The 11,855-nt window shown below is 71.7% G+C and carries 11 protein-coding genes; 4 read left to right on the top strand and 7 right to left on the bottom strand.

Going from position 1 to position 11,855, the window contains the following annotated elements; genetic code table 11:
* Positions 1–19: 19 nt before the first annotated feature.
* From ACT01A_RS14165 to ACT01A_RS14145, 5 genes are all read right to left on the bottom strand, one after another.
* On the bottom strand, positions 20–1,150 hold the full coding sequence (locus ACT01A_RS14165) for an inositol-3-phosphate synthase (protein ID WP_445152829.1): 1,131 nt from the start codon (positions 1,148–1,150) through the stop codon (positions 20–22).
* 159 nt (positions 1,151–1,309) lie between these two features.
* A complete protein-coding gene (locus tag ACT01A_RS14160; RefSeq protein WP_445147731.1) occupies positions 1,310–1,915 on the bottom strand; it encodes a CDP-alcohol phosphatidyltransferase family protein in 606 nt (201 codons plus the stop codon).
* 26 nt (positions 1,916–1,941) lie between these two features.
* Positions 1,942–2,694, bottom strand: coding sequence for a phosphatase PAP2 family protein (locus ACT01A_RS14155; RefSeq protein ID WP_445147730.1), 753 nt, complete (start codon positions 2,692–2,694; stop codon positions 1,942–1,944).
* 89 nt (positions 2,695–2,783) lie between these two features.
* Positions 2,784–4,367 carry a hypothetical protein gene (locus tag ACT01A_RS14150; protein WP_445147729.1) on the bottom strand — a complete coding sequence of 528 codons (1,584 nt, stop codon included), beginning with the start codon at positions 4,365–4,367 and terminating at the stop codon, positions 2,784–2,786.
* A gap of 15 nt (positions 4,368–4,382) precedes the next feature.
* Positions 4,383–4,829, bottom strand: coding sequence for a CAP domain-containing protein (locus ACT01A_RS14145; RefSeq protein WP_445147728.1), 447 nt, complete (start codon positions 4,827–4,829; stop codon positions 4,383–4,385).
* Positions 4,830–5,025: 196 nt separating this feature from the next.
* On the opposite strand from ACT01A_RS14145, the gene ACT01A_RS14140 reads away from it, so the two are divergent.
* Genes ACT01A_RS14140 through ACT01A_RS14125 form a run of 4 tightly spaced genes read left to right on the top strand, consistent with a single transcriptional unit; the run spans position 5,026 to position 8,491 of the window.
* Positions 5,026–5,925 (top strand): carbohydrate kinase family protein, encoded by a 900-nt coding sequence (locus ACT01A_RS14140; protein WP_445147727.1) that lies wholly within the window; start codon positions 5,026–5,028, stop codon positions 5,923–5,925.
* Between the two features lie 5 nt (positions 5,926–5,930).
* Positions 5,931–6,650, top strand: a complete 720-nt coding sequence (locus ACT01A_RS14135; protein ID WP_445147726.1) for an endonuclease III domain-containing protein — start codon at positions 5,931–5,933, stop codon at positions 6,648–6,650.
* Positions 6,629–7,495: an ATP-grasp domain-containing protein gene (locus ACT01A_RS14130; protein ID WP_445147725.1), complete on the top strand. Its 867-nt coding sequence runs from the start codon at positions 6,629–6,631 to the stop codon at positions 7,493–7,495. The genes ACT01A_RS14135 and ACT01A_RS14130 overlap by 22 nt, the downstream gene beginning before the upstream one ends.
* A gap of 57 nt (positions 7,496–7,552) precedes the next feature.
* Positions 7,553–8,491: a GGDEF domain-containing protein gene (locus ACT01A_RS14125; RefSeq protein ID WP_445147724.1), complete on the top strand. Its 939-nt coding sequence runs from the start codon at positions 7,553–7,555 to the stop codon at positions 8,489–8,491.
* 3 nt (positions 8,492–8,494) lie between these two features.
* Here the strand turns inward: ACT01A_RS14125 and ACT01A_RS14120 are convergent, their stop codons facing one another.
* Both ACT01A_RS14120 and ACT01A_RS14115 read right to left on the bottom strand, forming a co-directional pair.
* Positions 8,495–11,059: an ABC transporter permease gene (locus tag ACT01A_RS14120; RefSeq protein WP_445147723.1), complete on the bottom strand. Its 2,565-nt coding sequence runs from the start codon at positions 11,057–11,059 to the stop codon at positions 8,495–8,497.
* Complete coding sequence (locus tag ACT01A_RS14115) at positions 11,056–11,835, bottom strand: ABC transporter ATP-binding protein (RefSeq protein WP_445147722.1); 780 nt, start codon at positions 11,833–11,835, stop codon at positions 11,056–11,058. The genes ACT01A_RS14120 and ACT01A_RS14115 overlap by 4 nt, the downstream gene beginning before the upstream one ends.
* Positions 11,836–11,855: the final 20 nt, after the last annotated feature.

Here is an 11,855-nt window from a genome sequence, read left to right as displayed (position 1 = left end):
TGCGTGATGTCGAGAAGGACTAGGCCTTCGCGGCGGCTGCGCGCTTGCGGGCCGGCTTGGCGGCGCCGCGGGGCGAGGTCAGCGACTTGGAGCGGTGGTTCTTCTCGATGAACTTCTCGACGGCGTCGCGGGCCTGGTCGTCCGGGACCTGGTTGTGCGGCGACTTCATCAGGTAGGACGATGGACCGTCGAGTTGGCCGCCGATGCCGTTGTTCAGGGCGAGCTTGGCGAGGCGGACGGCGTCGATGACGATGCCGGCGGAGTTCGGCGAGTCCCAGACCTCGAGCTTGAGCTCGGCGGTCAGCGGCACGCCGCCGAAGGCTTCGCCCTCGAGGCGGATGTGCGCCCACTTGCGGTCGGTGAGCCACGGCACGTAGTCCGACGGGCCGACGTGGACGTCCTCGGCGGGCAGATCCAGGCCGGCGACCGAGGTCACGGCGTTGGTCTTGGAGATCTTCTTGGACTCCAGGCGCTCGCGCTCGAGCATGTTGTAGAAGTCCATGTTGCCGCCGACGTTCAGCTGCGACGTGCGCTTGAGCTTGACGCCGCGCTCGTGGAAGAGGCGGGCCAGGACGCGGTGCGTGATCGTCGCGCCGACCTGGGACTTGATGTCGTCGCCGATGATCGGCAGGCCGGCCTTCTTGAAGCGCTTGTCCCAGTAGTCCTCGCGAGCGATGAACACCGGGATGCAGTTGACGAAGCCGCAGCCGGCCTCGATGACCTGCTCGACGTACCACTTGGTCGCCTGCTCGGAACCGACCGGCAGGTAGGACACGACCACGTCGGTGTGCGTGTCCTTGAGGATCTTGACGATGTCGGCCGTCTCGCCCGGCGCCTTGTCGATCTTCTCCGACAGGTACTTGCCGAGGCCGTCGTGCGTCATGCCGCGGTAGACGGGGACGCCGAGCTTCTTCGGGACCTTGTTGGTGAACTTGATCGTGTCGTTCGGCTTGGCCCAGATCGCCTGCGCGAGGTCCTTGCCGACCTTCAACTTGTTGATGTCGAAGGCGCAGGTGAACTCGATGTCGCGCGGGTGGTAGCCGCCCAGGTCGTTGTGCATGAGACCGGGGATGGTCTCGTTGCGATCGTCGTCGGCGTAGTGGTAGACGCCCTGGACGAGCGAGTTCGCGCAGTTGCCGACGCCGATGATGGCGACGCGGACCTTGTCGCGCTGGTAGCGGGCCGCGCCGTTGGTCGCGGGCGCCTCAGCGGTCTTCTTGGGGGCGGTGATGCCGTTGGTACTCAAGAGGGGTGTTGCCTTTCTTGCAAAGAAGTTCTTGCGATCAACTATTCCGACCGCGCGCTGTGGTTACAGCGCGGCGGGCGCGGTCAGCGCCTTCCGAACGTGGAAGATGCGCTGCAAGACGGTGATCGTGCTGAGCCCTGCCAACACGTAGACGGCGGGCGCCAGCAGCTCGAAGTCTGCCAAACCGGCACCCTTCGCGAAGAGCAGGCCCACGGAGAGGATCACCACGCGTACGGCGCGGGTCGCGATCCCGACCTTGCACTCGACGCCCAGCGCCTCGGCGCGGGCGCGGGTGTAGGAGACCATCAGCGACGCCAGGACGGCCACGACGCAGGCCGAGACCGCGAACTCGTTGTGGCGCGCCGCGAAGTAGGCGGCGACGGTCGTCAGGACCACGCCTTCCTCGATCCGGTCCAGCGTGGAGTCCAGGAACGCCCCGAACGGGGAGCCCTTGCCCGACATGCGCGAGTAGCGCCCGTCGAGCGTGTCGCAGACCGATCCGATGATGAAGACGACGCCGCTCAGGAAGAACAGGCGCTCGGCGACCAAGACGGCGGCGACGACGCACAGGACGAACCCGGTCAGCGAGATCGCGTTCGGCGTGAGCCGCGATTCGATCAGCGCGTTGCGCACGATCTCGCGGCGCTCGCCGCGCGAAGAGGATGACATCGACATTCGTGAGAAAGAGGGAGGTGTTAGGCCGTGGCCTTGACGGGCGAGAACGCCCACGCTTCAGGTCGCTTCTGCGCGAGCCACTTGGCAGCGTAGAAGCTCAGCCCGGCCGTCGCTGCCCCGAGGACCGCGTCGAGCGTCCAGTGGTTGCCCGTCGCGACGACGACCCAGACCAGGATCGCCGGGTAAATCGCCCACAGGATCTTGAACGGGCGGCTCTTGACCATCTGCGAGAGCGACCACCCGATCAGCAGCGCGTTGCAGCAGTGCATCGACGGCACCGCGGCGTACGGGTTGAACAGCGCGTTGACCTTGACGTCGTTGTGATCGACGCCGACGTAGTCGCTGACCGTGTCCTGGAAGCCGAGCTCCGGGAAGAAGCGCGGCGGGGCGGTGGGGTAGAGCACGTAGCCGATCAGCGCGATGCCCATCGCGACCATGAACATGTTCCGCACGAAGTAGAAGCGCTCGTTGTGGAACAGGTAGATGTAGATCAGCGCGGCCAGGCAGATCGTGGTCTGGGCGTTGATGTAGATCCACGAGGCGACGTCGGTCGCCAAGCCCCAGCCGCTGGTCCACGTCTGCACCGTCGGCTCGAAGAACAGGCCGGTGGCCTGCTCGATGGAGATCAGGTGACGGGCGTGTTGGAAGGCCGTCGCGGCGCCCTGTGGATCGTCGATAGCGCCCCGCGTCAGCCGGTAGATGTAGTACACGGCGGCGAAGAGGGCGACCTGACGGAGGACGTCGAGGGGACCGTTCGGAAAGACCCGTCCCATGAGTCGTGAGATACCGACCGGCATGGAACGAGCGACTCTATCGTCCCCCACTGGTGGCACATAGTGGGGGTGCCCACACCTAACAGGCGCTAACCGGAGCAGCGGGCGGTGCGGGCGTGGATGCGCTTGAGGGAGAAGGAGGCGCGCAGGCGGACCGTTCCGGGGCCTTGAGCGACAACGATCGTCCAGGCCGCGTCGTCGGCGGTGTCGGACGGCCGCACGCACCCGTGCGCGACGCGCCAGTACGGGGTGAAGCGCACGCGCACGAGGTACGCGCCACCACGCGGCACGCGCACGTCGACCGCGTCGGGGTCCATCCGCGTCACGCGCGCGCCGCCGTCGGCCAGCGGCTTCGCCCCGGCCACCGCGTACACGCGCCAGTCCGCGTCATGCCAGACCTCGCGCAGGTACGGCGGCGCGGCGCGGATCAGCGCCGCCTCCTCGGCGGCCGAGTAGTCGATCGGCGCGTCGGCCAGCGCGACGTAACTGACCGCGTTGGCGTGCAGCCACGCCTCGTAGGTCTGGGCGGTCAGCGCGCCGTCGTCGTAGAAGAGCGCGTTGACCTTGCGGTCCAGCTGGCGCTCCCAGCCGCGGGCGAGCGGCACGGTCGGCGCGACCCGCGCGGACTCCCAGTGGTTGTCGGTGAACGGGATCTCGATCCGGATCGGCCCGCCGTCAGCGCGCTCGCGGGTGTGCAGGAAGGCGAGCAGTCCGTCGTAGTAGGACGCCTTGATCGACGGGTCGGAGGACGCGCGGTAGACGTCGTCGATCGGCGCGCTGACCTGCCAGTAGAGGAACGGCAGCGCGACGAGCACCAGCAGCCTGCGGCGGTTCGGCCACAGCAGCAGCGCGGCCAGCGGACCGGCGAACAGCGCGCCCAGACGCACCGCGTTGCCGCCCATCGGCGAGGAGATCGCGCCGCTGAACACCAGCAGCAACGCGTAGAAGACGAGGCCGAGGCGCAGGACCGTCGGCGCGTCGCGCCACAACACGGCCGCGATCAGCAGCGCGCCGGCGAGCGTCGGCCAGAACGCGGAGGCCGTGAACGGGAACGAACCGCCCTCGGGGAACGCGAGCGACAGCGCCGCCGCGGGCGCGATGGAGACCGCCAGCAGCGCGGCGGCAGGGGCGAACCGGCGCGTCGTGATCCCCCATGCGGCGATCGGCAGCGCCAGGAACGCGACCGCCACCGGCGAGGCCAGCGCCGCCGCCGCGCCCGCGACTCCACACCAGACCAGGCGACCACGGGTCAGCGCGAGCACGCTGAGCATCCCGAGCGCGAGGCCCAGCGCGAACGTCAGGCGCCCCGTGACGAGCGAGACCATGCACGCGGTCGCAAACCACAGCGAGGCGACGCGGGCGGCGGTGGTCACCTGCGGTCCGCGCCCCTTGACGATCCGCTCGAACGCCCACGCGGTCAGCACCGCGGCGGCCGCGCCGACCAGGCGCGGGCCGAAGACCGCCGCCAGCGGCGGGAACAGGATCGAGTACGCCGGATTGTGATGGCCGCCGTACCAGCCGACGTCGAAGACGACGAAGCCGGCCCGCTCGAACAGGTCGGTGCGGTAGGTCTGGGCGGCGAGGTCGGCCGACGGCGGGTCGACGACCAGGTAGACCGCCGCCAGGATGGCGGCGACGGCCCAGGCTGGGATGTCGGAGAGGCGGCGGCTCACGAAGAGCCGCTGAGCCTACGAGCTGAAGTCCGCGGTGATCGCGTTGCCGGCCTGCGCGCCCAGCGATCCGTGCACGCGGCCGACGCCGACGCGGTGCAGCTTGCCGTTGAGCAGCACCTTGCGGTGCGGCGCGGAGTTCATCCACAGCTTGAGCAGCGCCTTCGCGTTGACGTGCGCGCCGTCCGGCGCCCAGGCGAGCGTCTCGCCGTAGGTCCGGCGCTTGCCGGCCTTGGCCAATCGCGTCGAGAACGAGGAGCCGTCGAACGACGAGTGCGTGAGCGCGTCGTGCTTGAGCATCAGCGACGAGTGGCGGCGCGCGACCTTCGTTAGCGGCGACACGAGTTTGACGGCCCGCAGATGGTGGGAACGACGTACGCGATTGATCTCGCGGACGATCGCGATCTCAGCGCGCGAGGCGTTGACGGCGGCAGCAGAAGCCGGCGGGGGTGCGGCGACGGGCATGGGGGTTCAGGTCTCCAGGTCCGGGGAACGGTCGGATCAGGACACGGGCGATCCCTGCCCGGTGGTCCGGCAAACGAATGCCGGACCCTATCCACACGCTCAGATCGACGCCGTGTCCAGACGGTGAAGTACTGCAACGCTTCGCCCGAATGGGCTATCGGCGTTAGGCCGCCGACGCGGGTAGCGTGTCGACGCGATGCGCACCCTCTGCGTCGGTGAGGCGCTCGTCGACCTGGTCTGCGAGCGGCCGGTGGCCTCGATTTCCGAGGCTGACGCCTTCGTGCCGCGATTTGGCGGCGCGATCGCCAACGTGGCGGTGACCGCGGCGCGTCGCGGTGCCGACGTCGCTTTGGCGGGCGGTGTGGGGACCGATGCGTGGGGTGCGTGGCTGCACGAAAGATTGCAAGACGAGGGTGTCGACCTGACCTGGTTTGACCGCCGCGAGGACGTCGTCACGCCGGTCGCGTTCGTCACGCTCGACGCCGACGCGCAGCCGTCGTTCGCGATCTACGGCGCCGGCGTGCGTGCCGCGATCCTCGGCCTCGGCGAGCGCCTGGTCGAGGCGGTCGACGCCTGCGACGCGCTGTTCTTCTCCTCCAACACGCTCGTCGACGAGGACGAGCGGGCGATCACGTTGGCCGCGCGCGACCGCGCGCTGCGCGATGGCAAGCCGGTGATTCTCGATCCGAACCTGCGGCTGGAGCGCTGGCGCTCGCGGTCGGCCGCGGTCGAGGTCGTCGGGCCGTGCGTCCAGGGCGCGTTCCTGGTCAAGTGCAACGCCGACGAGGCGCTGGCGCTGACCGGCGAGCTGGAGGTCGAGGCGGCCGCGGCGTCGCTGGTGGCCGCGGGCGCCAAGCACGTCGTGGTGACGCTCGGCGCCGACGGCGCGCTGCTGCGCGGCGGCGGGCTGGACCGCGACGCCCCAGGCGTGCCCGCTCGGCCGGTCGACGCCACGGGCGCGGGCGACGCGGTCACCGGCGTGCTGATCAGCGCGCTGGCGCGGACCGGCTTCTACCCGGCGGCGCTGGCCGCGATGCTGCCCGACGCGATGGCGCAGGCCGCGCGCGCGACCGAGCGCTACGGAGCGCTGGACTAGCGCCGATGGCTGGTGCCGCTCCCGCCGCGAAGCTGGCCACCGTCCCGCGCGACGCCTGGCGCGCCCCGGCCCGCGCGCGGGTGGAGCGGATCCGCGACCGGCTCCAGGACGTCTACGGCGTGCCGGTCCAGCCGCCGCACGAGGACCCGCTCGCCGAGCTGGTGCTCACCGTCTTGTCGCAGTCGACCAACGACCGCAACCGCGACGTCGCCTACCTGCGGCTGCGCGAGTGGTTCCCGTCGTGGGAGGCGGTGCGCGACGCGCCGGTCCCCGACATCGAGGAGGCGATCCGCCCGGGCGGGATCTCCAAGGTCAAGTCCCAGCGCATCCACGACATCTTGGTCGCGATCGAGGCCGCCAACCGTGTTGAAGGACTCGACTTGGGGTGGATGCGCGACGTGCCGGTGCAGCAGTCGCGGGACTTCCTATGTGCCTTGCCCGGCGTCGGCCGCAAGACCGCCGCGTGCGTCCTGCTGTTCTCCTACGGGTTGCGCGACGTGCCGGTCGACACCCACGTCTCGCGCGTCGGGATGCGCCTGCACCTGCTGCGGCCGGGCGCGCCGTTCGACGAGCTGCACGACGAGCTGCTCGCGCTGACCCCGCCCGGCGCCGAGCTCGAGTTCCACGTCAACATCCTCCGCCACGGGCGCCGGACCTGCCACTCGCAGCGGCCGGCGTGCGAGGCATGTGCATTGAGAAGGTCATGTCCGGAAAGACGCGTGTAGCCCTCGCCACCTGCTCCTACTTCCCCGACGGGGACGAGGACGACGTCGGGATCCCGGCCGCGATCGGCGGCGACGTCGCGTTCGCGATCTGGGACGACCCCGCGGTCGACTGGTCGACCTACGACCTGGTCGTCATCCGCTCGACGTGGGACTACCAGGGGCGCCGCGACGACTACCTCGCCTGGGCGCAGCGGCTCGGCGACCGGCTGATCAACCCCTATGACGTGATCGCCTGGAACACCGACAAGCGCTACCTGCGCGAGCTCGCCGACGCGGGCCTGCCGGTGGTCGCCACGGAGCTGGTCGAGCCGGGCGAGGCGTTCGTGGCGCCGTCCGACGTCGAGTACGTCGTCAAGCCGACGGTCAGCGCGGGCTCGCGCGACACGGCGCGCTTCGCGCCCGGCGAGGAGGCGCGCGCCGCCGAGCTCGTCGCCGCGATCCACGCCTCCGGTCGCACCGCGATGGTCCAGCCCTACATCGCGTCGGTCGACGCCCGCGGCGAGACCGCGACGCTGTGCTTCGACGGCGCGTTCTCGCACGCGATCCACAAGAGCGCGTTGCTGAAGCCGGGCGCCGCGCCGACCTCCGAGGTCTTCGCCGCTGAGACGATCGAGCCGCGCGAGGCGACCGCGGCCGAGCGGGCCGTCGGCGAGCGGGTCCTGGCGTTCGCGACCGAGCGCTTCGGCCCTCTGGCCTATGCGCGGATCGACCTCGTGGAGGACGCCGACGGCAACCCGATGGTGTTGGAGCTGGAGCTCACCGAGCCGTCACTGTTCTTCGCGGGGGACGCTGGACGTCTGTCGCAGTTTGCGTCGGCGGTGCGCCGCCGGCTGCCCGAGCGCTGACGCCTAGGCGCCGAGTCGCGATTCGAGGGCACGTCGCTGGGGAATGGCGCCTGAACCATGGCTCCGGTCCAGCCTCTGCAGAACGTGCGGGTGCTCGTCGCGCATCGTGACGGGTCGCTGCGTGCGGCCGTCCGCGCGCTGCTGGAGCCCGCCGGGGCCGAGGTGCTGGAGTCCGGCGACCGCCACGACGCCGCCGAGCGGGTCCGCGCCGAACGCCCGCAGGTCGTGCTCTTGGACCACGCGATCGACGGCGACCACCGCCGCAGCCTCGTCCGCGACGTGGCCGGCGACCCCGAGCTGCTCGGCGTCGCGGTCGTGCTCCTGCACCCGGGCGCGGACGTCGACGCGGTCTGCGGTGCGCTGGCCGGCGGCGCGGTCGACGTCTGGACGACGCCCGGTGCCGCGCCCGAGCTGATCGCGCGCGTGCGGGTCGCCTACCGCTCGCGCCAGCTACTGGACCTCGCGCTGCGCCGCTACAGCGACCTCGAGGACTTGGCCTACCGCGACGAGCTGACCGAGCTGCCCAACCGGCGCGGGACGGCACGGCAGATCGACGTCCTGATCAGCCGCGCCCGACGCCATGGCCATCAACTTGCCTTGCTCCTCATCGACGCGGATCGCTTCAAGGCGGTCAACGACCAGCACGGCCACGCGGTCGGCGACGTCGTCCTGCGCGAGCTCGCGGCACGGCTGCGCGAGCGCGTGAGGCGGGAGGACGTCGTCGGCCGCTGGGGCGGCGAGGAGTTCGTCGTCGCGCTCCCTGAGACGACCCCCGACGGCGCCGCCGCCGTCGCCGAGTCGCTCCGCGCCGGCGTGGCCGGCGCGCCGATCGACGCCGACGGCACTTCCCTCGACATCACCATCTCCATCGGCGTCGCTGCCTGGACCGGCCAGCAGCTCGACGACCTCACCTCCCGCGCCGATCGCGCCCTTTACGCGGCCAAGGCCGCCGGGCGCGATCGCGTGGTGCTCGAGCCCGACGTCCAAGCCGCCTGACCTCTACTCGTGGGCCAAGGCCCCGAGGATCGGGAGGCGTGCGGCGCGTCGTGCCGGGAGCGCCGCCGCCAGGATGCCGGCCACCGCCGCCACGATCGCGTAGGCCGCGATCGAGCCGAACGGGATCACGAAGCGGACGCCTTGGGAGGCGAGCGCCGCGCTGATCGCACCGGCCAGCGCGAGGCCGACCCCGATGCCGAGCGTCGCCCCGATGAGCGCGGTCAGCGCGCCCTCGTGACGGACCATCCGGCGCATCTGGCGCCGGCGCATGCCAACCGCGCGCAGCACGCCCAGCTCGCGGGTGCGCTCGGCGACGCCCAAGGCCAACGTGTTGACGATGCCGAGCACGCTGATGATCAGCGCCAAGGCCAACAACACGGTGACGATGCCGACGACGCCGTCCAACTCCTTGGCCTTGGCGTCGGCGAACGCGCCGCGCGTCGAGACCTTGGCGTCGGGGAACGCGGCCACCGCTCGGCGCACCGCGTCCGCCGACGCGCCGTCCACCAACACCAACTTGGGCTTGCGGACCGCGAACGTCGACGCGAACGCCGCGCGCGCCACCATGACCTCGCCGGTGCCGAGCACGTCCAGCGGCGAGCCGGTCGCGATCCCGGCCACCCGGGCGCGCAGCTGCCGCCCGTTGGCCGACGTCACGACGAACGCCGAGCCCACGCGCAGCCCGTGCTTGTCGGCGAAGTCCCGGCGCACGATCGCGCCGTCGCCGTTCAACCCACGCAGCGTCGCGTCCGAGCCGCGGTGCCAGTCGACGTGCCACAGCTTCGCGGCCGCCGCCGGGTCGACGCCGGTCACGTGCACGGCCTTGCCGTACGCGCGGCCCTCGTCGACGACCACGCCGGTGGCGATCTTCGCGCCCGGCGCGGAGGCCGCGGCCCGCACGACCGCCTGCGGCACCGGCGTCCAGTTGTCCTGACCGGCGATCACCACGGACGCCCGGACCTGGTCGCGCACGTCATCGCGCGCTGAGGACTTCAGCCCGGCCGCCAGGACCGCCACGCACGTCACCAGCGCGACGCCCACCATCAACGCCGCCGCCGTGGCGGCCGTGCGCTGCGGCGCGCGCATCGCGTTGCGCCGCGCCAGCCCACCAGCCACGCCGGCCACCCGGGCGCTCGGCGCGCCGAGCACCGACGCGATCGGGACCACCGCATAGCGCGCCAGCATCGCCACGCCGACCAGCAGCGCCAGGCCGCCGGGCACGAACAGCAGCAACCGATCGCCGACCGCCAGGCTGCCGGCGACCATGGCGTACACGATGATCGCGACGCCGACGGCGCCGAAGCCGCCACCGATGATCGTCGCGCGCCGACGGCCGCGAGCGCTGGCGGTCGCCGCCGCCGCGCCCTCGCGCAGCGCCGCCACCGGCGGCACGTGCGTGGCCTTGAACGCCGGGATCAAGGACGACAACAACGTCGCACCCACGCCCGTGAGCGTCGCGGCGATCACGGTCCCGGCGGTCAACGCCAGCGAGGACGACGGCAGGTCCAACCCGAAGGACTTGACCAGCGCGTGCAGTCCGTGGGCCAGTCCGACGCCCAAGGCGATCCCGAGTGCGGACCCGAGCAGCCCGATGACCAAGGCCTCCAACACGACCGACCGCAGCACCTGGCGACGCGAGGCGCCGACCGCGCGCAGCAGCGCCAGCTCACGGGCGCGCTGGGCGACCGTCAGCGACAGCGCGTTGGCGATCGTCATCGCGCCAACCAACACCGCGATCAGCCCGAACACGACCAGCGCGGTCTTCAAGAAGCCCACGAAGCCCTGGAGGCCGCTGACGATCGTAAAGCGATCCTGGGCACGCGCCGTGCGCACGGCCAGGCCGGACTCCGGCCCCAGCGCACGCGCCAGGCGCGCCCGCAGTTCGGCACCGCTGACGCCCGGCGCCGCGGCGACCAGCACGTCGTCCAACCGGCCGGCCTTGCCGAACAGCTTCTGCGCGACCGGCAGGTCGAAGACGACGACCGTCGCCATGCCCAGCGAGTCCACCGTGCCGAAGCGCGCCACGCCCGAGACCACGTAGGACCGCACCGGTCCGTCGGCGGCCACGCGCACGCGCGAACCAACATGAAGTCCTTGATCGGAGGCCAGGCCGCGGTCGATCACGACCTGGTCCGGTCCGACGGCCCAGCGGCCGTCGACCAACTTCATGGGGTTGGTCTGCGCCGCGGCGCGCTCGCGCGGGTCAAAGCCCGTTCCGAAGTACGGCCCTTGGCCGACCGGCTTGCCGTCGGTCCCGATGACCTTGGCCTCGTCCAGCACGTCGGCGGCGGCCACCGCCACGCCTGGCACGCGCGCCACACGGTCCAGCGTCGCGGCCGGGATCGTCGCGCGCCGCGTCAGGTCCTGGCCGCGGAACGCCGAGGGGGCGGAGACGACGGCGTCGGTGCCGTCGTAGGCGGACGCGGCGAGCTTGTTCGCGCCGTCGTCCAGAGCGCCGCCGAGGGTCATCGCCCCGGTGACGAGCGCGACGCCGAGGATCACGGCGAACGCCGACAAGATGGTGCGCAACCGCCGCGTGGCGATCCCGCGCAGGACGACCCGTCTCATCGCGAGGCCTCCCGCAGCGCGGCGACGACCGCCGGCTCGTCGGGGGCGTCCAGATCGGCGACGATCGCGCCGTCGGCCAGGATCACCACGCGGTCGGCGACCGCTGCCGCGCTCGCGTCGTGGGTGACCATCACGATCGTCTGGCCCAGCGCGTCGACCGCGTCGCGCAGCAGCGCCAGCACCGCGGCGCCCGCCGCGGAGTCGAGGTTGCCGGTGGGCTCGTCGGCGAACAGCACCGCGGGCTCGGCGAGGATCGCGCGGGCGACCGCCACGCGCTGCTGCTGGCCGCCGCTCAGCGCGTACGGGCGGTGGTGCCGGCGCTCCAGGAGGCCGACGCGCGCCAGCACGTCCTCCACCTTGGCCGGATCCGCCTTCTTGCCCGCCAGCGCGAGCGGCAGCGTGATGTTCTCCTGCGCGCTGAGCGTCGAGAGCAGGTTGAAGGCCTGGAAGACGAACCCGACGCGGTCGCGCCGCAGCTTGGTCAAGGCATCGTCCTTCATCGACGACAGGTCGTGCCCGTCGAGCAGGACCGTGCCCGCCGTGGGCGTGTCGAGCCCGGCGAGGTGGTGCAACAGCGTGGACTTGCCGGACCCGGACGGGCCCATGACCGCGCAGAACTGGCCGTGCGGGACGGCGAGGTCGACGCCGCGCAGCGCCTCGACGGCGGCGTCGCCGTCGCCGTAGCGCCGGACGAGGCCGTGCGCCTGGACGGGCGCGTCGAGGTCGACGGCGTCGACCAGCGGGTGGACGGGGGAGAGGGCGAGGGTGGGGCTCATGGGGAGTGCGGTTCTTCCTG

The organism is Baekduia sp. Peel2402, from assembly GCF_052567285.1.
The sequence above is the reverse complement of the archived record's forward strand: the minus strand, read 5'-3'. Positions and strand labels throughout refer to the sequence as shown.

What these genes read in the sequence shown, in the direction of transcription:
- ACT01A_RS14160 (WP_445147731.1), bottom strand. Translation starts at nt 1,915, where the DNA reads ATGTCATCCTCTTCGCGCGGCGAGCGCCGCGAGATCGTGCGCAACGCG.
- ACT01A_RS14115 (WP_445147722.1), bottom strand. Translation starts at nt 11,835, where the DNA reads ATGAGCCCCACCCTCGCCCTCTCCCCCGTCCACCCGCTGGTCGACGCC.
- ACT01A_RS14120 (WP_445147723.1), bottom strand. Translation starts at nt 11,059, where the DNA reads ATGAGACGGGTCGTCCTGCGCGGGATCGCCACGCGGCGGTTGCGCACC.
- ACT01A_RS14140 (WP_445147727.1), top strand. Translation starts at nt 5,026, where the DNA reads ATGCGCACCCTCTGCGTCGGTGAGGCGCTCGTCGACCTGGTCTGCGAG.
- ACT01A_RS14135 (WP_445147726.1), top strand. Translation starts at nt 5,931, where the DNA reads ATGGCTGGTGCCGCTCCCGCCGCGAAGCTGGCCACCGTCCCGCGCGAC.
- ACT01A_RS14130 (WP_445147725.1), top strand. Translation starts at nt 6,629, where the DNA reads ATGTCCGGAAAGACGCGTGTAGCCCTCGCCACCTGCTCCTACTTCCCC.
- ACT01A_RS14155 (WP_445147730.1), bottom strand. Translation starts at nt 2,694, where the DNA reads ATGGGACGGGTCTTTCCGAACGGTCCCCTCGACGTCCTCCGTCAGGTC.
- ACT01A_RS14125 (WP_445147724.1), top strand. Translation starts at nt 7,553, where the DNA reads ATGGCTCCGGTCCAGCCTCTGCAGAACGTGCGGGTGCTCGTCGCGCAT.
- ACT01A_RS14145 (WP_445147728.1), bottom strand. Translation starts at nt 4,829, where the DNA reads ATGCCCGTCGCCGCACCCCCGCCGGCTTCTGCTGCCGCCGTCAACGCC.